A 26,613-nucleotide genomic window follows, 5' to 3' on the forward strand; every position below is an offset into this window, starting at 1 on the left:
TAATCCTGGCTGAAGTGTAATTATAGTTGCAGTTAATCCTGGTTTGTAAATGTCTTGATTGCAGGTTTGAGCGATTAGTATTGCAGGTCGTTACAGCTATGACCGACGAAATCACAGTAGCGATCGTTCAGTAATACCCAACGATGTTGACGGTCTTTGACAAAAATTGGGTCAGAGATGCCATTAATTATTTGATGCAGAAATGCTGGGGAAAAGTTTTGCTGTTGTGTGTTTTTTTGCTCGTGGCTATCTAAGTATCGAGAATGGTTCATACCCAAATTTATCTCTAAAATGGAGCTAAACAGCTTTTGTTTAGTTCCCTGTGTGTCAGCATGAGTAGTATTTATTATTCCCAGAATCACTACGGATGCAACAGGGAATTGGGGATTGAGAGGATTGTGTTTTGGGGGAACAAAGAGATGAGGTTAGGTTTGCTTAGGCGATAGCTGCGGCGGGCTACACCAACGCATTCATCAACTGTGATGCGGCTTTTTTGAGTAGCATAATTGATACGAAACCTTAAAGTACTTACGGTATCGTTAAATTCGTGGATTAGACTAGAACCAGAGGGTAACAATCGGAGGAATATTATGATGAGCGATCGCGACTACACATTAATCATTGACAAAAGCGGTAGTATGTCCACGCCAGACCAAGTAGGTGGTAGAAGTAGATGGGAAATCGCCCAAGAGTCTACTCTCGCTTTGGCCAGAAAGGCCGAACAGTTTGACCCCGATGGCATCACTGTTTACGTGTTTTCTGGGAGATTTAAACGCTACGATGATGTCACCTCAGCCAAAGTCGCGCAGATATTTCTCGAAAATGACCCTTCTGGCACAACAAACTTAGCAGGTGTACTTCAGGATGCCCTTAATAATTACTTTCAACGCAAAGCTGCCGGTAAAAGTAAGCCAAACGGAGAGACAATTTTAGTCATCACCGATGGTGAACCAGACGATCGCAAAGCTGTGTTTGAAGTCATCATTCATGCTACTCGCCAGATGGAACGTGATGAAGAATTAGGAATTTCGATCGTTCAAGTAGGTTCAGATGCCCAAGCAACTAAGTTCCTCAAAGCTTTGGATGACCAGTTGCAAAGTGTCGGCGCTAAATTTGATATTTGCGATACAGTCACTTTAGACGACTTAGAAGAAATGAGTCTTGTAGATGTATTGACGAACGCAATAACTGACTAATGTATCCAGTAACTGTTAATTCTTAATTGGAGAGTTGAATAATGCTAGAAAATCGTGATTATACCTTGATTATCGACAAAAGCGGCAGCATGGCAACCCAAGATCAAAAGGGTGGTAGAACTAGATGGGTTGCAGCCCAAGAATCTACTTTAGCTTTAGCGAGTAAATGTGAGCAATTTGACCCAGATGGTATCACTATCTATGTATTTTCTGGTAAATTCAAGCGATACGAAAATGTCACATCCAGCAAGGTATCACAAATTTTTCGAGAGAACGATCCCTCTGGGACAACTGACTTAGCAGGTGTGTTGAAACACGCAACTGATGATTACCTGCAACGCAAAGCAGCAGGTCAAACAAAGCCAAATGGTGAAACAATTTTAGTAGTTACTGATGGTGAACCGGACGATCGTAAAGCAGTAATGAGGGTGATTATTGAAGCTTCTCGCCGCATCGATCGAGATGAAGAATTAGCCATTTCTTTTATTCAAGTTGGCACAGATCAGCAAGCTACCCGCTTTCTCAAAGTCTTAGATGATGAACTCCAAAGTGCTGGTGCTAAGTTTGATATCTGTGACACAATTACTATGGAAGATATGGAAGATTTGAGTCTATCGGAAGTGCTGCTCAATGCCATTAATGACTAGCTATACCATTTATTAGGAATTGCCAAAATGGATTCCATTGATAAGCTATTAGCTGAACTTCAAACCGAATATAAAGAAGTACAACCACAACAACAGCAGTCAAAATCAGCCACAGCCAAATCGTTTATTCCATCATCGCCAAAGTCGGCATCTTTTATGGATAACCTTTTGGCAGATGTTAAGGCTGATTTTGCCGAAAAGGATGCTGCTATTGAATTAAAAAGACAGCAAGAACTAGAACAGGAACGAATTCGACAAGAACAACTCAAAGCTAAACAACTAGAAACTTTGAAAGTGCAGGCGAAAGAATGGTTAACCAAAGTAGATCCACTTTCGTCCGAAGGGCTTTGGTTTGAAAGGTTTGCTGAAAGTTACTCCTCAAAATTAGAGGCAGCGATTGAATATTTAAGAAGTAATGAATAAGTTTAAAATAAATACACTGTGATTTTTATGTTTATTAGGACTTACGCACACTCTACGATTCTTGGCGTTCTTGGCGTCTTGGCGGTTCGATAAATTAAGCTTTTTGGCGATTTTTGCGTAAGTCTTATTTATATCAAAATATATCAATCATAAACAATTTTTAACCCAAACAATATGCTTTTTCTGTAAGAAAAATTATGCAGCTTTCCCGCCCAAACATTCTTTTTTTATTCAGTGTCTCTGGGATCGGGAAGACAACAATTGTGAATGTATTTTAATCCCAAAATACAAGTTAATCTCGCTTTTTTTGAACTTAGATTTTATAAATGTTCATCAATATTCCTGGTGATTTGTTTGAGATAAATGTTGAACAGCCCATTCATGCATAGCATAGAGAATTGGTTGCAAACTTTCTCCTAAAGGCGTTAGAGAATATTCTACTTTGGGTGGAATTTGGGGATAAACTTCTCGATGAATAATTCCATCTTCCTCCATTTCTCTAAGTTGCTGGGTTAGCATCTTTTGCGTAACTCCAGGTAAAGCCCGTTGCAACTCACCAAAGCGTTTGACACCAGTCATTAATTCTCTAATAATCAAAACTTTCCAGCGTCCGCCAATCACCTTTATGGTAGTTTCTACTTCACAAGTCAGCCTGAGATGGTTTTCTGCTTCAGCTTTCATAGTTTTTTATAGGAATAACTTGACTCAGGTTTGCTAGGTAGTAATGCTAGTTATTTGATGATTACTTGTTTTAGGTTTTCCATAACTAGTGTAGCAGCTGCGGGAATATGAAAATACAATAGATACTTGCTGTCTTCCACAGCCAACTGAAAACGGATGATCCATTATTACTGATTACAGAAATAATCAAAGTGCGATCGCTTGTTTTACAATTAGATGAGCTAGCTATCCAAAAAAGTAGAGACTTCCAGACAAAGCGATCGCTCCACTAGCTGAAGAATTTTTCAACCACTGCACCTTGTTACATCTCATCCAAAGCAAGGGATATTGCGACGACAGCGAAGCGATCGCTTCTGCTGTGGGGTACAAGCAAGCGGATAACGTCATTAGAGGCTATTTATAAACTAAACCTAAAGGAATATTTCTGCCAATTGTAACTTCAGCGATCGCTAAGTGAAGATTTATATCGTGATCCATTAGGCATAATCGCACCTTCGAGGAAAGCATTACTCAGTTCATCGTCGCTCACTTTAGCATTTTTGAGATTAGCTCCAGTTAGGTAAGCTCCCTCCAAATTAGCACCACTCAAACTAGCATCTCCCAAATTTGCACCACTCAGGTTTGCATGACTCAAATCTGCACAAATTAAATTAGCGCTACTCAAATTTGCACTATTAAGATTAGCCTGATTCAATTGACAAAAACCCAGTTTTGCATAACTTAAATTTGCACCACTAAGTTTAGTCTGACTGAGATTAGCATTATCTAAATTGGCATAGCTGAGATTAGCATTAGTAAAATTGCTTCCCATTAAATTAGCTTTACTCAGAGTTGCATGGGAAAGATTAATATCTACTAACTCCGCACCGGGAGCATCCAAACCTCTTAAAGAAACACCATCCTCATTCAAATCTTGCAGTGCCAAAATTCTGGCATAACTAACTTTCACATTGTGTGCTGCATCAACCGTACTCCAAGCTTGATAATGAAATTGTTTTCTGCGATCTGGAGCTTCCTTAATGAATAGAACAAGCGCCACCACCAAACTGATCGTGTCAGCAGCACCCAAAGCCTTTCCTAGCAAAGAATTCTCATCGACAACTATAACAACTACGGTAAAAATAACAACTGAAATTATAGAGACTAACCATGTTGGTGCTATCCAGAAAGCATCAATAAGTTTCTTGATAATTTGTTTGAGGACTTCACTTAATGGCTGTTCTGATACTTTGGTCTGAAATTGCTGATAATTAGCGGCAAAATAATTGATAATTTTTTTTAAACCTTCACCCTCTAACTGAATTGAGAGCAGAGATTTTTTCTCTGGTTTTACTGTGGGCTGAAATAGCCGATCTTCTTTTTTATTTTCTGTTTTTAATGTCGCAGATTTTGCTAAAGTTTCAGTTTTTTTTCCAGCTTGGACAGGTTTTGGTGAAGATTCTTCTCCCTCGCCTTTTAACATCAAGGCAGTAATAGTTTTAAAAGCATCTAGCCAAGCTTTTTTTACTTCAGGAGTCCAATCTTGCTGGAGATATTGCTCAAACGTTAGCAGTAATGCTTCCACAACCGATCCATAATATTTAGGAATGGCTCCGTAGCCGACGTGTCTAGCTCCTAGAGCCTTGAGAACTGGTTCTAAAGCTTCTGGGTTACGGAGGTTTTCTACTACCAAAACCAGAGAACTTAATAGTTTTTTCTCTTGGCTTTTCATATCTGTTTTAGTAAACAGTGGTTTCAATTCTGGGTGAGTTTGAAAAAGATTATTGTAGAAACTGGCTGCAAATTTATCAGCGCGGGGTTTAACTTTTTCAAAGCTTTGTTCTAAAACTTCAACATTTAAAGACATACTTTTTTTATTTAAAAAGACTTTGAGAAAGGCTTTTTTTTGGATTTAGCCAGTAAAAATGTACCTTATACAAAGTTATACTATAAGAATTAATTGCGGTATAATACTTTTCATGATCAAAATAAAGGTTTTTTAAATCCCATCCCCGATGAGATTTAAAAAGTCTTTATCAGCTAAATCTACTGATTTAGCAATATTAACTTGTTACTGGGGATGCAGCCGCAGAGACAACGTTAAGATTAGCAACTAACCCATAGGTTGATACATACTCTTCTAACTCTGCTAAATCAACCGTCCCACTTTTATCAGAGTCAAGAGTAACAAAAAGATAATCAGTTACGTACCTCCTGACATCTTCAGAGCTACGTTCGCCTGTTGTCATATCTTCTATTCGACCTAAAAGCTCCATAATCTCGTCTCTATCAAGTGCATTGCTGCTATCTGTATCCAGTTGATGGAAAAGTTTTCTCACATCTTCTGTTGCCATTCTCGAAGAACGTAGTGTTTCTCGCAATAATTCATTACCAAATGAATTCATAAACAATATCTGCTCGACAAGTGGTATGCAGAAGAATCCTAGTGCTGCCCAAAAAATTGCATATCTTACGGCTTCGGGATTTGCAGTTGCACTAACTCCGAGGAAAAGAGCAGCCCAAAGGAAAAAGTTTGGATTAACAAGCAGGATATAAGCATCCCTAGCTTCTGCCTTAATTAGCTTATCTTTTGTAAACACTGAAGTTAATACGGCAAAGACGCGCATTAAGATAAAGACTAATGTTGCCACTGCCAGTTGTTGCAGACAAGCTAGGGAGCGGTTCGCATCCGTTGAGAAAAATAAATCGCTAATAAATGTTGATGGAGTAAACTGAAACCCAGTTGCTAAAGCCATTAATGCGACAGCAAGCACTCCAATAAATTTCCAGTTCTTACTGTGGTGATTTGATTCAACAGGAGATTTGTCACGCCAAAATTGGGCGATCGCTCCCGGTATTGCCAAACCAACAATTAGAATCACACCAAAAAATATCAGGCTTGAACTGTTAATTGGTAATTGTTTTGCCAAACCAAATGTCACAATCAGTGCCACTGGAGCGATGATTGATAACGTCCTTGATAAGATAGCCGAGGGATAAAGATTACCCCCCCAGAGTACCGATAAAACTGGGGAAGTAAGGGCGGGTGGAACCATCCAAAAAAGCACCCACATAATTTTGTACAAATCTGCTGGATTTTGATACAAAATTCCAGAAAATATTAAAAGTAGTCCAACTACCCATCTCACTAACATCCAGGCGTAGACTATATACTTCACTGTTGAAGTTACTTTGCGTTTACTCGCTGCAAAGTCAATGTCTAGGTAGGTATAAAACGTTGAAGCCGCCAGACAGGCAACGATTATCGCTCGAAATAGTTCTGACGGAATTCCGACTGAGGAGGCGCTGATTGCCCTAACCAAGCATCCCAGTAAGAAAGCAGCAGCGTAAAGCAAAATTGCCCACATAATTGACAGATCGTTGATCTGTTTACGCACCGAAGCTGCACCCCCAGATTCCTTGTCGCGGAACTTGACTAGCTCCTCACCACTGAGAGCTTTACCATTAGGGAGTTTCAGGTGTTCGTAGGCAGTCGGTGGTAAATCACTTAAATAAAGTGCTAGAGGCTCCAATACATATTGATGGCACACTACTAAAACAGTTTCACCCCGTTCCAAGTGCGGTACAATTCGCTCCTCATAGAAAGAAGCAGCACGTCCGTAAACTTGGGCAATCTTCTCGCCAGCCGGAGGTGCTTCGTTGTGGGAATGCAACATTTCTTCAAAGCCTTCGTAGCCAAGGGCAAGACGAAGTAGATTTAGGTTACGACCCGCAAAAATACCAAAGGATTTCTCGCTAATCCGATGGTCAATCTCAACAGGAATATCAGGCGACTTCAGCGCCTGACTTTCAGCAAGGGCGATTTCACAAGTTTGCCGCGCCCGTCTCATGTGAGATACGTATACTGCATCAAACTTCACACCTTTTTTCTTAATGTCAACGCCTGCACGGCGTGCCTGCAATCTACCAAATGCGGTGAGGTCAACATCCAGTACTCCTGCAAAAATGTTACGCTCGTTGCTGGTGCTTTCACCATGTCGAATAAAGTAGGCACGTCCTGGATAATCATCCTTCTTTTGTGCAACAGGGCGGTTGGTAGAGTTATTCATTTTTACCACAATTGTTAATAGTTTGAAGTCCGACTATGTTATAACCCTCTTGCATCACTCTCGCCAACTAAAAATTGAAGCTAACTTTTAGCTCTCATATAAAAAGAGGATTTAAGCCTTTCTTTTTTAACACAATGCTATTAATCATGAATTTGGGATCAAAAGTTCTGTGCCGTAAGAAGTTTGAGTTTATTTTTTGACGAGAGAATTAAAGATAGTTAAAGTACAATAAGGCAAAGTCACAAATTTATCAATAGCTTTTTTAGTTAATTTTTTAAAATTTCAAGTAGGTAGGCATAAACAAACCTAACTATATAAATAAATATAAAAAGCTCAAAACCTATATTATGGCTTATTTTTTATTGCAATGACTTAGTTATGAATTTTCTAGCCTATCTACTTACCAAAAAAATAATAATTTAAAAAATATGAAAAGACTTCCTAACAAAGGCTGACAAAAATAAACAAACCATATTGATGGGATAAAGAATTATCAAGCTAATAACTGTTATTTAATCTTAGCTATATTTACTCATCAAATATTAATTTAAACCCAATATTTTTTGATTGCCTCTGCATAATTTTGGTTATAATGGAGGTAAAAATAAAAAATAGTTCTAAATGAAACAATAATTAATGTTTGCATAAAAATGATTACAAGGTCATTAATATCTAAATTCCAGGATATTTAAGGCATATTTCCAAAAGTACTAACTAAGCAGGTTAAACCAAGTCAAACCTATCCTAAATGTGGATATAAAGAAAAGAAAATTTTAGACCATCTAATGTAGAAACCCCTGGCTCCAACTTTCGTTAGCCAGGGGTAGCTCATCATTAGATACTAAAGGATAAATATAATTACGTAGCTATCAACTGAGAATCGGTTTCCGACGGCGCACTATCCTGGACTAGCGATCGCGTTTCACCATTACGCTGGAGGATACCGCCAACCATTGCCAACAAGGCATTAACCTTGCGGGTTCGCCACATATCTACGAGTTTTTGCACTTTGTCAGCAGACATCCGTCGCATCATCGCTTCGTAGAGATAAGCCGCATGTCCAGTTTCATCTTGGGCAATATTTAACATTCCTAACTTCAAGTTACGAGCGGTTGGATCGTTATCAGGTAATACTTTCGCCATTCGCGCAAAGTCTTTGCTTGCATCTAACTCCAGAATGTATGTGCTAGCCATAAACACATCCCAGTCAATGACAGCCGGTTTTAGCTGTTCTTGGGTGTAGCCTTCAAAGAATGCTGCGAAAAAAGGACTACGCTGCTGTGGTTTTTTTGTGGATGTAGTTTGGGGTTGACGCTTGAAATCTATAACTTGTTTATTTAGCTGTTGTAAGGCGTGGGCAAAAATCTTACCATGCCTAGTTTCATCGGATGCGTGTTTTGCTAGTTTTTCGGCTAGCCATGTATCGCCTTCGGCTGCGGCGCGATCGCTAAGTGCAGATAAAAACGGTACAGAACCAGATTCGGCTAACTGAAACCCCGCAAGGATGTTGGGGCGGGTTTTAGAATCACGAATTTGAGCAGCATAGTAATAGGCAAAGGCTCCTGAACCAGCTAGATGCAAAATGTGAGTTAAGAAGTTCATCAGAAATTGCCACTGATAATTGGAAGGTTACAATTCTTATACTAATCCGCATTTTCTATTCGGTTGCCACCAGGGGGTTTTACAATTTTGGATTTTGAATTGCCTACAGTTAACAAATCTATCTTTTGATTTTGCTAATATCATCCCACAGAGGTAATGCAGGTAAGTTTGAATGGAAATATTAATTAAACCAGTGCGATTTTGGCTTTGTGCAACTATCATAATTTTGGGTTTGATTAGCTGCGATCGCTTTATCGGTACTTCTGGAGAACCGGTTGAGCGAGTGAGTGATGGCGATACTTTAGTAGTAAAAGACACCAACGGCAAAAATCTTACAGTCCGTTTTGCTTGTGTAGATGCGCCAGAGATAGCTCATACTAACAAAGAAAAACAGAGTAGACGCACTAGCGATCGCAATCAGTTTACTTGGGGTGTAAAAGCCCAAGAACGGGTGCAACAACTGGTACAACAAGGAGGCGATCGCGTGACTTTGAATATCACCGATAGCGATCGCTATGGCCGTAAAATTGCCGAAGTCCGGTTAAAAAATGGCACTTTTGTGCAGCAAGTATTGTTGCAAGAAGGATTGGCAAAAGTGTATCGTCCATATTTAAACAAATGTCCTAGCAAAGACTTGGTTCAACAAGCCGAAACTCAGGCGAAAGAACAACGGCTCGGCGTTTGGAGCGATACTAAATTTATAAATCCTTGGGAATATCGCAGCCTATATAAGAAGTAAAACAGGAGTCAGAATTTAGAATAGGTGAATACTTTACCCATAAAGCGATAGAGTTTTAATAAGTAAAACTCTAACTGTTTCTAATTGAATGTATTACTACATTTTTTAGCATTGCATATTTGCACGATAACTTAGCAACTTCCAAAACTCTCCCCTACCCCTCTGCCCCCCTTGCCTCTTCTACTCCTCTCCCCAAGTTTGCAGTTGCAAATAAACTAGTACCAGCGTCACTGCTAATAACACAGTCGTTCCTGCTGCTGCATAACCAAAATCAAACTGACCAAAAGCCTCTTGATAAATGTAGTAAACCAGCAAATTAGTCGAATTCAGTGGGCCACCACCAGTCATCACAAAAACTTGCTCAAAACTCCGCAATGTAAAAATTGCGGTAGTAATGACTGCAAATATCACAGTCGGGCGCAATCCGGGCAAAGTAATGTACCAAAATTGTTGCCAAGCATTCGCTCCATCTAAATCTGCTGCTTCATAACGACTGGAAGGAATTGCTTGCAACCCTGCTAAAAAAACTACCATATTGAAACCGAGTTGTTTCCAAATACTCATTAAAATAATTACCGGCATTGCCCAAAATGTATCTCCTAGCCAGGCGATTTCTGAAATCCCAAAAAAATCTAAAAGTCCGTTAACTGGCCCTGATGTTTGAAACAGCCAGCGAAATCCCAAACCGGCTGCCACAAGTGAAATAATTGAAGGTAGAAAATAAGCACTCCGCAGAATGCCCCGCAAGGGAATAGAACGGTTTAATAGTACTGCCAATCCCAAGGAGATAACTAAACTGGGAATGATGGTGGCAACAGTAAAATAAAAGGTGTTACCCAGAACTTGCCAGAAATCGGGGTCAAGTAGCAAGCGCCAATAGTTTTTTAAGCCTATCCAATAAATACCTTTTAAGCTGAAACTACCAGCAGTGAAACTGAGATAGAACAAATAGACGATTGGCCAAATGACAAAAACACCCAGCAAAATTAATGCTGGTGCGAGAAAAATCCACGCGGCTACTGTATCATTATCCAACCACGACTTAGTATATATTTTTGGCATCTATAAATTAACCCTCCTAGCTGTTATGACTCTCCGCCTTGATTCTACCCTTAGCTTAATTTCTCCCAACATTAGCGATGATTACCAACAATTCGCCCCTTTAAAACTAGGAATTATGGCTTCTGGGAATGGCAGCAATTTTGATGTAGTTGCCCAAGCTATCCAAGATGGGCGGCTAAATGCCCAAATTCAAGTTTTAATTTACAATAATCCCTCAGCGAAAGCAGCCGTCAGAGCAGCTAATAGAGGTGTAGAAACTGTCTTATTAAATCACCGCAACTATCAAAACCGAGAAGAGTTTGATCGTAAAATTGTGCAGACATTGCGGCACTACGATGTAGAATGGGTGATTTTGGCAGGGTGGATGCGACTATTAACGTCAGTTTTCATTGATGCCTTCCCTGAGAGAATTATTAATATCCATCCTAGTTTGTTACCTAGTTTCAAGGGAATCCATGCTGTAGAACAAGCCTTGGCATCTGGGGTAAAAATTACTGGTTGTACAGTGCATATAGCTTGCTTAGAAATGGATAGTGGCCCAATATTGATGCAAGCCGCAGTACCAGTATTGCCGGATGATACAGCAGAAACACTCCACGCCAGGATTCAAATTCAGGAACATCGAATTTTACCATTAGCGATCGCTCTAGCAGCTTCATCGTCAAAAGTTACACTAAGCGTAACGTAAAAATACATATATCAATTAGGGGCGCACATCTGCCATCGGTGTCAACTTAAGCCGAAAACTATATCGGACAGGCGTTTTGCAAATCCCTCACGCCCTCATCCCCTAACCCCTTCTCCCAAGGGAGAAGGGGAATTGAATCTTTAGCTCCCCTCTCCCCAAGGGAGAGGGGTTGGGGGTGAGGGCAAAACGTGGTCACCAAGCGGGTTTAGCGTTAAGTTGACACGTTGCATAGCTGCGCGCCCATACTATTCATCAGAGTTAGCTTCAGCAGTTTGATACGCTTGTAGGAGCCTAGCATGATCGAGAGTAAATCCTACTTGCATCGCTATCTGGGCAAATAAATCAATCTCAGATTGTTGCCAATCACGGGGTTCAGAACATTGATGTGCAATTAACAAGCCAAATAGCTGTTCATCTTTGATAATTGGTGCTACTAAATTTGCTTTCACACCAAAAGATTCGAGCAGTTTAATATGACAGTCAGCCAAACTAGACTCATAAATGTTGTTGATTGCGACAACGCGACCAGACTGGTACTTTTCTACATAGCCTTGAGTGAAACAGGGGTCATGGATTTTAGACCGCAAAACTTTGGGATAACCTGGAAGCACTGATTCAGCAATTATAATTCCGAACCAATTAGCGTAAAAGCTATAAACTAACACTCGGTCAGTACTCAGTGCTTTGCGAACCTCTTCCACAGTAGTTTTGATGATATCCTCTTCCTTGAGGGATTGGCGAATGCTACGGATAATATCCACTAGTAACTGACTTCGCATCCTTTCAGCTTCGATTCGTTGCAGGAGTCTTGCATGGTCGAGAGCAAATCCTACTTGCATCGCCATCTGGCCAAATAAATCAATCTCAGCTTGTTGCCAATCACGGGGTCTGGAGCATTGATGTGCAATTAACAAGCCAAATAGCTCTTTATCTTTAATAATGGGGGCGACCAGATTTGCTTTCACACCAAAGGATTCGAGCAAGTTAATATGGCAGTCAGCCAAACCTGCTTCATAAATGTTGTTGATTGCGAGAACGCGACCAGACTGATACTCTTCTACATAGCCTTGACCGAAACATGGGTCTTGGATTTCAGCTCGCAAAACTTTTGGGTAAGTGAGAACAACTGATTCAGCAATCACTGTTCCAGACCAATTAGCATCAAAGCTATAAACCATCACTCGGTCAGTACTCACAGCTTTACGAATCTCTTCCACAGTGGTTTTGAGGACATCCTCTTCGTTGAGTGATTGGCGAATACTGCCGATAGTATCTGCTAACAACTGACTTTGCACACCCTCAGCCTCGATTCGTTGCAGGAGTCTTGCATGGTCGAGAGCAAACCCGACTTGCATGGCTATCTGGGCAAATAAATCAATCTCAGATTGTTGCCAATCGCGGGGTCTGGAGCATTGATGGGCAATTAATAAGCCAAATAGCTGTTCATCTTTGAGAATGGGGGCGACCAAATTTGCTTTGACAGCAAAGGATTCGAGTAAGCTAATGTGACAATCAGCCAAACCAGCTTGGTAAATGTTGTTTGTGGCTACAACGCGACCAGATTGATACTTTTCTACATAACCCTGACCGAAACAGATGTCTTGAATTTCAGACCGCAAAACTTTGGGATAACCTGGAACCACTGATTCGGCAATTATAATTCCAGACCAATTAGCGTAAAAGCTATAAACCAGTACTCGGTCAGTACTCAATGCTTTACGAACCTCTTGCACCGTCGTTTTGAGGACATCTTCTTCGTTGAGCGATTGGCGAATGCTGCGGTTAATTTCGATAAATACCTGAGCGTTATCTGCCTTGGTATCTACTTGTTGTAGAAGGTTGGCGTAGTCAAGGGCAAATCCTACTTGCATGCCTATCTGAGAGAACAAATCAATCTCAGATTGTTGCCAAAAGCGAAGTCTAGAACATTGATGTGCAATCAATAAACCGAATAGCCGTTTGCCTTTGAGAATAGGTGCTACTAAACTAGATTTGACAGCAAATTGCTCCAGCAACTCAATATCAGCATCACTGAGATTGCCTTGATGGATATTATCAATAGCATGGATGCTACCATTGTGATATTTGTCTATATACCCTGCCTCAAATCCAGGCTCAGAGACTGTAAAACCTAATATTTTCGGTAAACCAGGTGCTACTGATTCGGCGATAAAGGTTCCATTATAGTTGGAGTCGAAGCAAAAGATGGTGACGCGATCGATGCTTAAAGCTTTACGAATTTCTTCTGAGGTAGTTTTGAGAACATCTTCTTCATTGAATGATTCTCGAACCCAACGGGTAATTTTGATTAATAGTTCGGAATAATCAGCTTCGGCTTCTTTCTCCTGTACCAAAACCGAAAGCAGGTCTGTAAATAAGGTGATGTTTCTCTCTAACATCACTAATTCATCTTGGCTAGCGATGAAGACTTGAGTAAACTCACTGTCTGGACGTAGCCTCTTTTTAATATTATTAGAGATCGCAGCAACATTGCTGACTCGACTCATAACTCGATTCGTCACAAAAACAGCGATCACACCTGCTAAAATTGCTGTCACTCCCATACCAGTTAACAAGAGTGACAATTGTCTTTGTAGAGCAAGTTCAGTTTCTGTTGAACTTTTTGCACTCTCAAGTCTTACTTGCGGAATTTGTGTGTTAATTAAATTAATGCCATAGTTGTAAGTAGCTGTTCCAATCGCAACCACAGGAAGGACACTGATACTTAGTGCCCAAACTATTGCTTTAGTCTTTAAACTCCATTTTTGTTGCCAGAGTCTCTGCTGGCGATTTCGTCTTGCTTGGTTTTGAGAAAAAGACTGACTCATAAATGAAACCTGGATTGTTGCAATTGAGAATCAAGTAAATAACCTCACCACCAAATTCTACACAAACCTTATTAAACAAAAACTGGCTTTCAGGAGTATTTTGAGGCACTAATTTTCTAAGTCATGTCCCATAATGCTTTTGTTTCCTTTAAATTCAAAAAAATTGGGTCTGATTAACAGGTTTGTTAACAATCTTATGGCGATCGCTTGGTTGGAATGTCTTATTTTCTCATTAGAAGTTGTGGTTTGCTGGCAAGGCAGCCAAACAATCTTTATTTTATAACAAGGTTCAAAGACTCCTTTTCACAGTTACCCTTACCCGTAATCTCATGTCCGCTTGATTACTGATATTAGTTTTCAAGTACATGACAAAATGCAGGATTTATGCATCAGACACAAAAAGTTTGTACTTCCTGCCCCTGCTTGGTTGTTGAGTTTCGACTACGCGGCAGTTGAGCGTAGTCGAAACACTGCCCCCTGCCTCCACAGCCTAATCTGCAATCAACTCTACTGCATCTCTTCCATCACAATTTTGTAAGTAAACTTTGACAATTTCTTCTTTAGCTGTAGGCAACTTCTTGCCAATAAAATCTGGGTGAATTGGTAATTCTCGATGGCCTCTGTCTACTAACACAGCTAAACGAATCACCTCTGGCCTACCATAATCGTTGACTGCGTTCAAAGCAGCGCGAATCGTCCGTCCTTTGAAAATCACATCATCCACGAGTACAACCGTTTTCCCCGTAAGATCAAAAGGAATTTCGCTTTTCGTTGGAGTCCGCAATCCAATTTTGTCGAGGTCATCTCGATAAAATGTAATGTCCAAAGCGCCGACTGACACGGCTACACCTTCGAGCGTCTCAATTTGACGCGCCAATAATTCGGCTAATAACGCACCCCTGGTATAAATACCAAGAAGCACCAGTTGAGACAAATCACGCGTCCTTTCGACAATTTGAGAAGCAAGGCGAGTTAAGGTACGACGGATTTCTTCGGATGAGAGAATTTCAACTACTTTGGCAGACATAGCGAGTCATCAGTTAGGAGTGATAAGTTAAGAGCTAGGAATTTTTATTCTTAACTCCTGTACAGACAAGGGTTAATCGCGTCTGTAACTCCTAACTTTATATTTATCATTACCTATTTGGGAGCATTAAGAATATTGCGATCGCTATCCCTAACCATAGCAAAAAACAATATCGAGTCAGCTGTAAAGCATTCTGAATAGAAGTTGCAGTAATGGCATAAATAGCATCTCCTAGCAGTGGTTTGTACTTAGCTACCCCCCGATACCAATTTGTACCCCCCATCTGCACACCTAAAAATGCAGCATAGGCGCACTCACTCCAGCCAGAATTGGGGCTAGGATCGTTAATTGCATCCCGACGACAAATTTGCCAAATATGCATCGGTTTACCCGATAGCAGCGCCAGAGTCACGACTGTTAACCGACAAGGTAGCCAAGTCAAACAATCTTCTAACCGCGCACAAAACCATCCTAAATAAGTATAGGGTGCTTCCCGATAGCCCACCATTGAATCAAGGGTGCTGCTGGCTTTATATGCTAAAGCTAAAGGAGTTGGCCCCACAACTGGTATAAAGACACCAACAATTGCATACAAAAGCGGAGCCATTACCCCATCGGTGGCATTTTCTGCAACCGTTTCTAAAACAGCTCGTGAAATTTCTGCTTGTGAGAGGTTTTGGGTATCTCGACCAACGTAATTACTTAAAATCTTTCGAGCCTTCTCTAAATCTCCGACTGTTAAAGGTTGTAAAACAGCCTCCGCTGCTACTCGCAAACTTTTGCCAGCAAAACAACTAGCCAAAAGAATGCTATTTATTGCAATACCTAAGAGTGGATGAACCCATCTGGCAATTTGAATCATCAAAAAGCCAACAAGACCGCTACCAATTATTAAGATAATACCTAGTACAATTCCAGCTAGGCGTTGTGTTAGAGAATTTTGACACAATTGGAGAAAAAACTTGGTCAGGCGAGAAATTAGCCACCCCATAACTTGCACTGGATGAGGCCAATCCCAAGGATCGCCAATTAAATAATCTAAAAATGCTGCAATTATTAAGATATAGATATTATTAGTCATAAGTCGCAAGTCTTGGGTTAAAAGTCAAGGTTCAATATTTAGACCATTGACTCTTGACTAAACCACAAAACTAGCTTCTTCTCCAAGGGAAGCTTGCCGGCTTCGAGCATCGTAATAAAGGTCTGCCAGAGTAATACTGTATAAAGCTTCTTTGAGTTTTTGGTTGAGTCTCTGCCAGAGGCTAAACGTTACCCAATCTTCAGCTTGTGTCGGTGCTGGGGTGTGATGAGGTAAATGGCTAGTCTCGCCAACAGCTTCTAAAATTTCTCCTATAGATATTTGTGCTGGCTCTCTTGCTAATTGATATCCGCCGATGCTACCACGAATTGATTTAACTATTGACGCACGACGCATTTCTATTAGTAGTTTTTCGAGGTAAGGAGCTGGAATATCTTGGCGTTTTGCGATCGCTCTCACAGATGCAGGCCCATATCTTGGCTGTAAACTTAAATCTAGCAACGCCTTTACACTATAGTGTCCTCTGGTAGTTAATTTCATTTTGGTAAGCTTTGTTGTTTGTCCTTTGTCTTTGTTGGCACTGCATCTCCCTGAAAAGAAATTCTGATGGTCGGCTTCCGACTCTGAGACTTCTTTAGTTTGTCGTTTCTAAATAACCAATGACTAATTACCAATGACCAATGACTAAGGATCAGTTTTGCTTATCATTCTGTGACTCAGTTCTCATCCTTAAGAAATAGACAACCTCTTGAGGTTAGTTTAGAAAACTTAAAACTTATATAGTCTAGCAGTAATTCACAAACTATATATATATAGTTATCAGCATTGCCAGCATTTTCTAAAATAGATTGTCTTGCCAATATTGGTAATGGCATAACAATTGTGCATCTGAGTGTAATATACTTGGCTAGGTTGAGATAAAAACTAAAGGATTATGTTCCTGTTAGCTCAACCTCAGCTAAAATAAAATCGATTCAAACACTTCAAACATTCATTTTCGACCTAAGTTGATGCCTAAACAGAAAAAAATTGAACCCTTACTCGGCGAAGAACTGCTCAAAAAAGTCAAAGAGCTAGAGAACGAGAGCAAAGAAGACAAAGCTAAGAAGTGCGGCTACTATACCGTTACCAAAAATGGTATAGAACGCGTCAATATGATGAAATTCTTAAATGCCCTAATTGATGCTGAAGGCATTCAGTTAGACAGTACACCCAGTGCTAATGGGCGTGGTGGACGTAGTGCTAGCTATAGAATTAGTGTGCAATCGAATGGTAACTTACTTATAGGTTCAGCTTATACAAAACAGATGAATCTTAAACCAGGAGATGAGTTTCTGATCACTTTAGGCAAAAAGCACATTCGTCTGAGACAGGTAGATCCAGAAGATCGTGAAGATAATGAAGCCATAGAAGCCACGGCTTAATAAATAAATGGTCATTAGTCAATTCTCCTTTGTCCGTTGTCATTTGTCTTTTGTGAAAAACAATGACTATAAATAGTCATTAGTCAAGTGTCCTTTGTGAAAAATAATGACTAATGACCAATGACCAATGACCAATGACTAATGACTAATGACTATATCTGTAGTAGGTAAGACTGGTAAATAGTGGCGAAGAGCCTTGCGCGTGACTGCTAAATTACAAGTTAATGCAATTTGCTCTTTTTCTAATAAACCCAAAATGCGATCGGGTTGGTCTCGTGCTACCACTGGTAATTGATGTAAACCTCGAAGACTCATTCGGTCTAAAGCCTCAGATAAAAGTTCATCTTGCCATGCATAGAGAATTTCAGTAGTACAAATGTCTATGAGGGTTTGACTGGACAAATTATCGGGAATTTCAGTTAGAGAATTTGGGTATGTTTGCCAAATAGCAAGGGCACGGTTAATATCTTCCAAAGAAAGTATACCAACTAATTGCTCTGCTTCATCAAATACTAAAGCACTACGGACGCGATCGCGGGTCATTTCTACAGCGGCATCTAATACTCCCAAAGTTGCAGGTAACTTTTTGGGACAAGGGTACATGGCATCTTCTACCAAGATTTGCTGCACAATTTCCGATTGTTCATCTTTCAATTCCGAAAGACCAATTTGTTGTAGATTAGAGTTAGAGTTAAAAGTTGGTTTAATCCTTTCTACTAACCAAACACTCAAACCGACAGCTGCCATCAACGGTAAAACAATCCGATAGTCGCGGGTTAATTCAAAGAGCATTAAAATAGCCGTTAACGGCGCTCTCACACTAGCAGCTAGCACTGCTGCCATTCCCACCATTGCGTAAGCTGGGGGAGCCGCCATTTGATCGCAAATTGTCGGGAATGCTACACCCAACATTTTGGCGTAAGCCGATCCAAAAGAAGCACCTAAAAACATTGCTGGTGCGAACAAACCACCAATGAAACCACTACCTGCACTAATTGCAGTCATCAATAACTTCACCACCAACAACACCACCAATAAGTAGAGGGGAAACTCCACATCTTGAAGCATTGCTTCTACAGTTTCATAACCGACACCTAGAATTTGCGGAAATTGCAAAGCAACTGCGCCAATAATTGCACCGCCAATAATTGGATGAATCGGCTCAGGAATTCGTCCCAAAAAGGTAAAACCTGGAACTTTCCCAGCAAAGCAAGCTTTTGCTCCCCGAATTGATTGAGTATAAGCCAGAGAAACGAGGCTGGCCCCTAAACCCAAGCCAAGGTAAAGGGGTAATTCCAAAGGACTGCGAACTTGGTAAACAGGTAAATCAAAAGCAGGTTGGGCCCCCAAACCAATTTGGGCAATTAATGCTGCTACCACCGCAGCTAACAGCACCACACTGACAGCAGAAGTAGCGAAAGATGTCGCTCCCATCACTACCTCCAGAGCAAAAAATACTCCAGCTATGGGAGCATTAAATCCTGCCGCTAGTCCCGCCGCCGCGCCAGCACTCAATAGCAAACGTTGTCGTTCTTGAGATACATTCAGGATTACAGAGAACAACATCCCAAAATTTGCGCCAATTTCGACACTCGGACCCTCTGGCCCCAAAGAAGCACCGCTCCCTAAAGAAACAGATGCGGCCAGCATTTTGCTAACTGGTCGTAGTGGTCGCCTAATCTCTTTTCCTTGAGAGGCGGCGATGAGAGATGAAAGTCCAGGGCCAAAGTCTTGAGTGCGCCAGCGCATCAAGCCAACAATTAATCCGCCAAGGGTGGGAACACAAGCTAAAGTCCAAGCACCCCAAGCACCAATTTGACCCATTAAATTTTCCAGCATCAGCTGGTGAACCAACTGGATTAAATAGTGAAAGGTGACTACACCCATACCAGTACCACCGCCAATGAGCATGGCTAAAAACAGCACCACTGTTTCTGGGGATGGTTGAAAACGATTAATTAGGTGAGCTAAACGAGCGGAAGGTGTAGGAAAGGCAGGTTGTTCCGTTACCTTCCTCAGCTGAGTGGGAGGCAAGAGAGTCATTGAGAGGCGGGGTAAATGTAAGAAAAAATTTAAATTTTTATCTGTTACTTATCATTGTGAGCCATTATTTAGCAACCGGACAAGTAGACTTTACTTGCTTAACTTACAAAGCTTTAGCTAAAAATGTCATTGTGCAAAATTTGTGTGGGGAGAATGGTTAAATGAGAGACAATTATTATTTAAGGGTCAGCGATGCCTAAGTTGAGCGTAGCTGCGGCTAGTGGGGTGCGAGTGGGCACCAACACTATTTTTTCTAGAGGCAATAAAGTTTTTTGGCTGGGTGGAAGTACCCGTAAACATTAACCATGAGTCATCCTTGTTTAAATCTAGCTATACTCGTGTTGCGACTATTGAGGCATCCTTGGTAGTAATAGAATGTATGTATGATTGATGCCTGATATCAGATCGTACATTGATTGACCCCAATTCAATATAGCTATTGTTATAGAGCGAGTAAGTGGACTAGGCGGACGAGGTAAATGAATATACACACTTTTGATAATCATTATGTTACTTGCCCAATTTGCCAAAGAAATGCTACGCCTAAACCAGTTAAAACACGCATGGGCTTGTTTTGCTGCCCCTATTGCCAGGAAAGGCTAGTAGTTTGCCAAAGTGGTCATTATGTCCGCGATCCGTTTACTTGGAGACAATTGATGATGTCTTCGTCGCTACGTCGTCAAAGCCGACCTTTAGCGAGGATTCTCAGAGATTTTATCCTACTCAAGCGTCCGATGGTAGCCTTGGCTGTAGGTAGTGCCATTTTCTTTAGTGCGATCGCCTTGACTCAAGAAAAGACAAGTTACGATCGCCAAATTCTTCCCACAACAGAGAAAGTTAATGACTCAGGAAACAAATCTCAGTAAATCGATTACTTATGGTATAAATCAAATTCTACTTTGATTTTTGTAATATTATAACTAAATACTCTGATAGAACCGTGTCTTATTACCCCAAATAGGACGCGGTTTTATATTATGTCCGCTTCAAGAGCGATCCCTGATTAGTTGAATCACTTCTCGTTCCCCATAAGTAGGTCAATCTAATTAAACGTAAAAATTACTTGAGTACTTAAGGCAAGGATTTTCATCACTAAAGTGATTACTACAAACTGTTGTTAATGATTCTGGATCGTGAACACTCAAAATCTGAGTGTTGGTGTCATCTAAATTATCTGTGTAATAGTGATAGTCAGGGTGGTTTCATACAAGCAGAGAAAAACTAAAACTGGGTTTCAAAGCCTGGACAAAAAACAAGAACTCAAGACTTATGTATTTTGGCTCTTCAGTTCCTTTTATGGAGCCGAATAATAAATAAAATCTAATCAGAGTCTATGTTCGTTGATGTGACTGGATTTTAAGTTTTTGAGCCTTTCTACAAAACTGCTATTTTAATGCCACACCATAAAACCAACGCAAGAGCCTGTATTTTTCTTTTTTCGTATGAAACCATCCTGCCTGTATAACAGTGATATTCGGGATAAAACTGCATTTACCTATTTGAGAAATAATACAAAAACGTCACATAATTCACCAAGCTACTAAGTAATTTTAGTAGTTAAATATAGAAATATTAATTTTGATTTGATAAAAATCAAATTACCGATAAATTACTTACTTTATTGTTAAATATAGAGCTAAAGATGGTAAAAAATACCATCAATAATACCACTTTATCTCAGTTAAAAAAACCCATGTTTAAAAAAATCTTAGCAACAAGTATTGCAACAATTGGATTAATGATGACTGTTTCAATTTCTGCGGCTCAAGCCAATCCTACTGCAATGACCTGGAGAGTGTTAGGAAGCCCTTTACCGCTTGGCGGCAAAACCTATGTTTTGTTCGGTTCGGATGGTGGCACTAATCCTTATATAGGTGACACTAGTATTAACGAATATCGCTCACTGCTCTGCATTAAAAAGAACCCTCTACTGCCAGCACCATTAGGTCTTCCTCCATCCTACTTAACACCTGGCGGTTCGACCGCAGCTTCTTGGTCTGGCGGTAGTGTGTTGGTAATTCCTAATGTCCAAGGAACGCAATTAACATCTCTAGCAGTTGCAAATAGGATATGCAACGTCGTAGGACAAATTGTTCGTGGTACTTCTGGATATCGGATAGCAGAATTCCATGATGGTACTGGTTTTTTCGCTGGATGGAGTTTCTGGACAGAAGCCTATGACTACATAAACGGTTTAGCGCAGTCTCCGCCTGCACGCTATTGGGTTTACATCAATAGCACACCTGCGAATCCTTGGCCTTAAAGGTTGTTTGAAAATGCTTCATAGACATAGGAGTGAAAATGCTTGTAGAGACGTAGCACTGCTAAGTCTCTACAAAAGTTTTAAGCAACAAATAATAAATTTCTGGAGATTTCTAATGCCCAATCCTCAATACTTCAACAGGCTCAGTACAAGTACCCAATGCCCCACATTACATTTACAGCCGATTAGTATCTTTTGTGACTAACTTCCAACCTTCAGCTTGGTCAATTAGCTTCATCGACTCTAGTTCAAGATTGTTGAAATCAGATACATTAAGCAGGAAGTAGGGTTGGCCGTTGTAGTGCCAATAATATTCCAGTTCACCAACAGAAGCGGGAATGATGGTGCGATCGCTATAATAATCCAACGAAGGACGATGGTAGGGAAAAGAAGTGTAAATCTTCCTCGTTGCTGGATTTGCCCGGACAATCATGGCGGCGACTGGTTTCACTGGATAGGCTTCAGATAATTCCCAAACCCAGTAGTTAGATTTCATTAACAGCAGCAGCGAAATATAACTTCCCCAAAACAAAATCTTCAGAAATTGTCCGTCGCCTCGTTCTGCCAAAATAGCTGCTAAGGTCATAGTTAAAGCTACTGCGGCAAAAATCAGTTGTAAGTCTGTTTTTGGTGTTGTACCCGCACTGAAATATATGCTACCAGCAGAAGCAGCCACAGCAAGTATTGCCAAACCAGCAACCCAAGCACGGGGATAAGATGAGAGTAAAGGCGAATTTTCCGTATCTGATAATTGGATACCAAAAGCTAAAGCTAAACTAGGGTAAATCGGGAATAGATACCAGGGAACTTTGGTAATCATGAAGGAAATTACCAGTAGATAAACCCCACTCCACGCCATTACTAGTTTTGCCCAGCTAAGGTTGCGATTTTCCCAGGTTAAGCGGACAGTTTGTGGTAAGAATAATAACCACGGCCATGTGTATTTGAGAAGTTCAATCACATAGTACCAAGGTGGTTCAGAATTTCCTTCTACAGTTGAGCCAATTCGGTCTAGTGATGGGTTTGCAATACCAATTTGGGCGAAAGTATAACCATAGTGAATTAGTTGGGCACCATACCAACCAGCTACAGGTAGAATGCCAATTAATATTGCGATCCAGAGATAGTAACAAGTGAGCAGTCGTGGCGTATCCCAAAACAAAAATACAATTGCGATCGCACCGAGTAATACACCTAGCAGTCCTTGAGTTAAACAAATAAACCCAAAGCTAATGCCAACACCAAGACAATAGCGTAAATCCCGGCGCGATCGCAACACGCACAACATCATTACCATCAAAAAACTTACCATCGCCCCATCCAACATTGCTAACCGCCCATGACGTACCACGGGTAGCATTGTTAGGTAAATCAAGGCGCTATAAATAGCAGCCCAACGTTGGCGAAATATCTCTCGAGCAATGCAATACAGTAAAGGTACAGATGTTGCTGTTAAAATTGCTCCAGGTAGGCGCGTTGTCAACTCATTTTCGCCTCCTAGAGAATAAGCCCAAGCTATTAGCAAATGCATCAAAGGCGGCTTGTCATGATATGGTTCACCTCCTAAAGTTGGATAAAGCCAACGCATTGAACCTGCTGGAGCGTGCCAAATTTCACGAGCAACCTGTGCCACAGTACCTTCATCCCAATCTCGCAGCGGCAACCCTCCCAGATTGATGCTAAACAGTAATACTGCTGCCAACAGCAATACTATTAGCCATAACCAATCAATCCATTTGCCAACCGTGCGATGCTGTTTTTCCAGCTGACTCCAAATAAAGCTTCCTTCTTGCATATTCTCTGGTAATCATTTTACTTGCTGGTTTGATTACATAGAGACATCTAGCGAATCTCCCATGTTGCCACCCAGTAACAACGTATGTTCTTAACAATTGCTAGTTTCCAAGATTAACTCAATTTTTTATAATTAGCGCTATTTTTTGAAAAATTTATATTGGTTGTTTAAATCACATTTCAGCTAATTAATGATAAAAATAATACAAACAATTATTTATTACCTGTTAAATAGTCCGTAAATCAACTTGTATTTTCTTTTTAAGGTGACGCTTAGTTTAAATTTTATATATTTACTTTTTATTTGGCTAAGTCCAGAAATTTTGTAACTGATTGCTACACCAATTAAATGATATACTGAATACTTCAAAAATTTGCCTATCAAATTTTTGAATAGTAGTTTTGCAAAAAATCTAATCATTTATTTTTCAATAAAGCAAATTCAATAATTTTTAATTAAAAATAGTCCTTAATAAAACTGTCTAAATAAACTGATTTTGTTTTTTTAATTTTAATTAAGCAACTCTTGAATTTAGATATCTATGATATACAATTTTTTAAGCACTTTCGATAACAATAAATAGCTAAAAATTATTGGAGACTGTCAATGAATTTACCTGTAGTTGTAGATATTACTCTTGGCTTGGTTTTTATTTACTTGATTTTGAGCTTGCTAGCTTCGGAAATTCAGGAATTAATTGCCACATTATTACAATGGAGAGCAAAACATTTAAGAACTTCAATTGAATTACTTTTATCAGGTGGTAGTGAAAGTGAAAAATCAGATATTATTAATGCAATTCATCTAGTACAGAAACTTTATAACGATCCTTTGATTAATACATTGAATCACCAAGCCAAGGGTAAAATAGAAAAGCATTTCCAGGAAATTACTAAAAAACCTGATAAAGTAGTACTAGAAAAGCAAAGTGGACCTTCCTATCTTCCTTCTGAAACATTTTCAATTACTTTATTAGATACCTTAAAAATTCCTGAGCTAATTAATTATGTTAAACATCCTAGTGAAGAAGCAAAAACTAACTTACAGATGATATTAGCCTCTTATAAAGAACTTAAAAAAGGTATTAATAATCCCACTAGTGCAAGTTACATAAAAATTCAAGAAATTTATGGAGATATTGACCAAAAATTTATAGATTTTGTTAATAATGAGTTACCTGATGAAGTCCCTGATAGTTTAATCAAGAGCCTTAGTATAATTGCTCAACGTAGCAGGATAAAGATTGGCGATCTCACAGAGGAAGTGAATCAATTTAAAAATGAAGTAGAAACATGGTTTGATCGCTCGATGGATCGAGCAAGCGGTGTTTATAAGCGAAATGCCAAAGGAGTTGCTATTTTAATTGGAATATTAGTCGCCTTTTTAACTAATACTGATACATTCCACTTGGTTAGAAGACTATCGGAGGATTCGGTTATCCGCTCTACTATTACTCAAAGTGCAAGTCAACGAATCGATTATATCAATGATGAAGCAGCCAGAAAAAATATTGAAAAACTATTAGGAAATTCTTCTATACCAATTGGATGGCAAAATATTAATCAACAGTTTGAGTTATTAGATACCACGAAATCAAATATAGTTTACATCAGAATTTCACAGGTTTTTAAATTAATTTGTGGTTGGATAGTGAGTGGTTTTGCTATTGCTATGGGTGCGCCTTTTTGGTTTGATATCCTCAATAAAGTTATCAATGTGCGGAATGCAGGGCCAAAACCTGTTGCGTATACTAAGGATCAACCGTCTCAAAAATAGCGTTTCAATTAAATCAAAAAATAAAAATAACTTGGAGTTTTAATTCTTTATTCTGACAAACAATCTCAATTTGCCTAATAAATTCTCGAAAGTAAAATCTTCGTTCTGTTTCCGACAAATCTAACCAAAATTGTGGTATAGAAACAGCTTGAGCAACAGAACGCAAGTTAACTGGAGGGAGAATCGCCAACTTTGCTTCGAGTGCAGAAATTTCTGTGCGGAGTTTGTAAGCCCTTAACTTTGCTGTTTCGTCATCTAAAATTCCAGTTTCAATTAAAGCGGGTAACTGAGCCAGTATTTCTTGCTGACGAGCGATCGCTTGTCCTAAACTATTCTTGAATGCATCCAACTGAGGAAAATTCACCCCAGCTACCGCTAGAGGTAAATCACGGCAAACGGTTTCAATGGTATGTTCCAACACCTCTTGGTAGGGAATAGCCTTACACTTGGGGCTTTGGGGACAACTAGTAGAACGTAAATAAAGATACTCCTTATCTTGGTTGCGTTGGGTGACACGGGTAACTGTCAGATGCGACTGACACTCCGCACAGACAACCAACCCAGCCAGAGAACGCGGTGCGCTAGCAGTTCGGGATGGTAAACGGCTGTTACGGCGTAAAAGCCGGTCAACTTGGGCTGCTTCTTCCTTAGAAATTATCGGAATATGGGTATTGGAGATAATTTCACCATTTTGGTAGGCTGTATTGCCGCGATAAACTGGATTAGTCAGCCAGCGTCTTCCTGTAGTAACGGAGATTTTCTTGCTGTATTTTTTCGCCAAGTAACGCACTGAACCCCGCAGGGAACCATAAAGTAAAAAGTGTTCAAAAAAATCTTTGACTACTGGTGAAGTACTGCGATCAATAGTATATTTTCCCTTACCTCTGCGATAGCCGTAGGGAACTTTGCCGGGTGGCGGTGCAACCTCAAGACGATTACGGGCGTGTCCTTGGCGGATGCGGCGACTACGTTGCTGACGTTGGATTGCGTGTAGCAAATTCAGCAAGTCAGCGCCCAGAGGGTAATTTTCGGAAGTATAGGGTTGTTCAGTGGCGATTACTGATATACCCATTACTTCAATTTGATTGAGGCGATCGCTAATTTCCTCTACAGTATCTCCCAATTCTTCCAACCGACGAATCAGGAGATAATCTGCTGGTTCAGTTTGGCAATCAGTAAATAATTGTTGTAATTGCGATCGCTCAGAGGATTTTTGCTTGCCTAAATCTTCATAAACCCGATCCACCTCCCATCCCCAATCGGCTCGATCGGGAGAAGATTCTAATAGCGGATCGGTGTAAGAGTAGGCAATTATTTTCAAAGGTTTAGCA

23 protein-coding genes are annotated in these 26,613 nt (G+C 40.1%); 9 read left to right on the top strand and 14 right to left on the bottom strand.

All coding sequences use genetic code 11. The features are described 5' to 3' along the window. Window positions 1–74: 74 nt before the first annotated feature. Window positions 75–272 (bottom strand): PAS domain-containing protein, encoded by a 198-nt coding sequence (locus V7K44_RS18470; RefSeq protein ID WP_334933375.1) that lies wholly within the window; start codon window positions 270–272, stop codon window positions 75–77. A gap of 318 nt (window positions 273–590) precedes the next feature. Here V7K44_RS18470 and V7K44_RS18475 point away from each other — a divergent pair, with 318 nt between their 5' ends. Genes V7K44_RS18475 through V7K44_RS18485 form a run of 3 tightly spaced genes read left to right on the top strand, consistent with a single transcriptional unit; the run spans window position 591 to window position 2,266 of the window. Next, window positions 591–1,196 carry a vWA domain-containing protein gene (locus V7K44_RS18475; RefSeq protein WP_292747921.1) on the top strand — a complete coding sequence of 202 codons (606 nt, stop codon included), beginning with the start codon at window positions 591–593 and terminating at the stop codon, window positions 1,194–1,196. 41 nt (window positions 1,197–1,237) lie between these two features. Beyond that, window positions 1,238–1,843: a vWA domain-containing protein gene (locus V7K44_RS18480; RefSeq protein ID WP_104909152.1), complete on the top strand. Its 606-nt coding sequence runs from the start codon at window positions 1,238–1,240 to the stop codon at window positions 1,841–1,843. A 27-nt stretch (window positions 1,844–1,870) separates the two neighbouring features. Beyond that, window positions 1,871–2,266 carry a salt stress protein, Slr1339 family gene (locus tag V7K44_RS18485; protein ID WP_334933376.1) on the top strand — a complete coding sequence of 132 codons (396 nt, stop codon included), beginning with the start codon at window positions 1,871–1,873 and terminating at the stop codon, window positions 2,264–2,266. A 333-nt stretch (window positions 2,267–2,599) separates the two neighbouring features. Here V7K44_RS18485 and V7K44_RS18490 read toward each other — a convergent pair whose 3' ends face one another. The 5 genes from V7K44_RS18490 to V7K44_RS18510 all read right to left on the bottom strand — a co-directional run bounded on the left by V7K44_RS18490 (window position 2,600) and on the right by V7K44_RS18510 (window position 8,598). Continuing rightward, entirely contained in the window at window positions 2,600–2,947 is a 348-nt protein-coding gene (locus V7K44_RS18490) for a winged helix-turn-helix transcriptional regulator (RefSeq protein ID WP_334933377.1), read from the bottom strand. A 225-nt stretch (window positions 2,948–3,172) separates the two neighbouring features. Next, window positions 3,173–3,334 (bottom strand): hypothetical protein, encoded by a 162-nt coding sequence (locus tag V7K44_RS18495; RefSeq protein WP_334933378.1) that lies wholly within the window; start codon window positions 3,332–3,334, stop codon window positions 3,173–3,175. 52 nt (window positions 3,335–3,386) lie between these two features. Further along, window positions 3,387–4,793 (bottom strand): pentapeptide repeat-containing protein, encoded by a 1,407-nt coding sequence (locus V7K44_RS18500; protein WP_334933379.1) that lies wholly within the window; start codon window positions 4,791–4,793, stop codon window positions 3,387–3,389. A gap of 196 nt (window positions 4,794–4,989) precedes the next feature. Beyond that, entirely contained in the window at window positions 4,990–6,996 is a 2,007-nt protein-coding gene (locus V7K44_RS18505; protein ID WP_334933380.1) for a histidine phosphatase family protein, read from the bottom strand. Between the two features lie 858 nt (window positions 6,997–7,854). Then, window positions 7,855–8,598 carry a ferritin-like domain-containing protein gene (locus tag V7K44_RS18510; RefSeq protein WP_334933381.1) on the bottom strand — a complete coding sequence of 248 codons (744 nt, stop codon included), beginning with the start codon at window positions 8,596–8,598 and terminating at the stop codon, window positions 7,855–7,857. A gap of 172 nt (window positions 8,599–8,770) precedes the next feature. Between V7K44_RS18510 and V7K44_RS18515 the strand changes: the two genes are divergently transcribed. Continuing rightward, window positions 8,771–9,337: a thermonuclease family protein gene (locus V7K44_RS18515; protein WP_334933382.1), complete on the top strand. Its 567-nt coding sequence runs from the start codon at window positions 8,771–8,773 to the stop codon at window positions 9,335–9,337. Between the two features lie 180 nt (window positions 9,338–9,517). Here V7K44_RS18515 and V7K44_RS18520 read toward each other — a convergent pair whose 3' ends face one another. Beyond that, window positions 9,518–10,399 carry a carbohydrate ABC transporter permease gene (locus tag V7K44_RS18520; protein ID WP_334933383.1) on the bottom strand — a complete coding sequence of 294 codons (882 nt, stop codon included), beginning with the start codon at window positions 10,397–10,399 and terminating at the stop codon, window positions 9,518–9,520. A 25-nt stretch (window positions 10,400–10,424) separates the two neighbouring features. Here V7K44_RS18520 and purN point away from each other — a divergent pair, with 25 nt between their 5' ends. Beyond that, window positions 10,425–11,087, top strand: coding sequence for a phosphoribosylglycinamide formyltransferase (gene purN, locus V7K44_RS18525; protein WP_334933384.1), 663 nt, complete (start codon window positions 10,425–10,427; stop codon window positions 11,085–11,087). A 245-nt stretch (window positions 11,088–11,332) separates the two neighbouring features. Here the strand turns inward: purN and V7K44_RS18530 are convergent, their stop codons facing one another. The 4 genes from V7K44_RS18530 to V7K44_RS18545 all read right to left on the bottom strand — a co-directional run bounded on the left by V7K44_RS18530 (window position 11,333) and on the right by V7K44_RS18545 (window position 16,521). Next, entirely contained in the window at window positions 11,333–13,915 is a 2,583-nt protein-coding gene (locus V7K44_RS18530) for a GAF domain-containing protein (RefSeq protein ID WP_334933385.1), read from the bottom strand. A gap of 490 nt (window positions 13,916–14,405) precedes the next feature. Continuing rightward, window positions 14,406–14,942, bottom strand: coding sequence for a bifunctional pyr operon transcriptional regulator/uracil phosphoribosyltransferase PyrR (gene pyrR, locus V7K44_RS18535; protein ID WP_094353001.1), 537 nt, complete (start codon window positions 14,940–14,942; stop codon window positions 14,406–14,408). A gap of 109 nt (window positions 14,943–15,051) precedes the next feature. Next, on the bottom strand, window positions 15,052–16,023 hold the full coding sequence (gene cbiB / locus V7K44_RS18540) for an adenosylcobinamide-phosphate synthase CbiB (RefSeq protein WP_334933386.1): 972 nt from the start codon (window positions 16,021–16,023) through the stop codon (window positions 15,052–15,054). Between the two features lie 57 nt (window positions 16,024–16,080). Next, window positions 16,081–16,521: an Rrf2 family transcriptional regulator gene (locus V7K44_RS18545; RefSeq protein WP_289798377.1), complete on the bottom strand. Its 441-nt coding sequence runs from the start codon at window positions 16,519–16,521 to the stop codon at window positions 16,081–16,083. Between the two features lie 470 nt (window positions 16,522–16,991). Between V7K44_RS18545 and V7K44_RS18550 the strand changes: the two genes are divergently transcribed. Continuing rightward, window positions 16,992–17,405 carry an AbrB family transcriptional regulator gene (locus tag V7K44_RS18550; RefSeq protein ID WP_334933387.1) on the top strand — a complete coding sequence of 138 codons (414 nt, stop codon included), beginning with the start codon at window positions 16,992–16,994 and terminating at the stop codon, window positions 17,403–17,405. Window positions 17,406–17,543: 138 nt separating this feature from the next. On the opposite strand, the gene V7K44_RS18555 is transcribed toward V7K44_RS18550, so the two are convergent. Then, window positions 17,544–19,448, bottom strand: a complete 1,905-nt coding sequence (locus tag V7K44_RS18555) for a chloride channel protein (RefSeq protein ID WP_334933388.1) — start codon at window positions 19,446–19,448, stop codon at window positions 17,544–17,546. A 479-nt stretch (window positions 19,449–19,927) separates the two neighbouring features. On the opposite strand from V7K44_RS18555, the gene V7K44_RS18560 reads away from it, so the two are divergent. Together V7K44_RS18560 and V7K44_RS18565 are read left to right on the top strand one after the other, a co-directional pair. Then, window positions 19,928–20,314, top strand: coding sequence for a hypothetical protein (locus V7K44_RS18560; RefSeq protein WP_334933389.1), 387 nt, complete (start codon window positions 19,928–19,930; stop codon window positions 20,312–20,314). An 827-nt stretch (window positions 20,315–21,141) separates the two neighbouring features. Further along, window positions 21,142–21,711, top strand: coding sequence for a hypothetical protein (locus V7K44_RS18565; RefSeq protein WP_334933390.1), 570 nt, complete (start codon window positions 21,142–21,144; stop codon window positions 21,709–21,711). A gap of 175 nt (window positions 21,712–21,886) precedes the next feature. Here V7K44_RS18565 and V7K44_RS18570 read toward each other — a convergent pair whose 3' ends face one another. Then, window positions 21,887–23,506 carry an ArnT family glycosyltransferase gene (locus V7K44_RS18570; protein WP_334933391.1) on the bottom strand — a complete coding sequence of 540 codons (1,620 nt, stop codon included), beginning with the start codon at window positions 23,504–23,506 and terminating at the stop codon, window positions 21,887–21,889. 606 nt (window positions 23,507–24,112) lie between these two features. On the opposite strand from V7K44_RS18570, the gene V7K44_RS18575 reads away from it, so the two are divergent. Continuing rightward, window positions 24,113–25,282 carry a hypothetical protein gene (locus V7K44_RS18575; RefSeq protein WP_334933392.1) on the top strand — a complete coding sequence of 390 codons (1,170 nt, stop codon included), beginning with the start codon at window positions 24,113–24,115 and terminating at the stop codon, window positions 25,280–25,282. A 13-nt stretch (window positions 25,283–25,295) separates the two neighbouring features. Here the strand turns inward: V7K44_RS18575 and V7K44_RS18580 are convergent, their stop codons facing one another. Next, on the bottom strand, window positions 25,296–26,603 hold the full coding sequence (locus V7K44_RS18580) for a recombinase family protein (RefSeq protein ID WP_334933393.1): 1,308 nt from the start codon (window positions 26,601–26,603) through the stop codon (window positions 25,296–25,298). Between the last annotated feature and the right edge of the window lie 10 nt (window positions 26,604–26,613).

This window comes from Nostoc sp. (assembly GCF_036917235.1).
In the GTDB taxonomy this organism is placed as follows: domain Bacteria; phylum Cyanobacteriota; class Cyanobacteriia; order Cyanobacteriales; family Nostocaceae; genus Nostoc.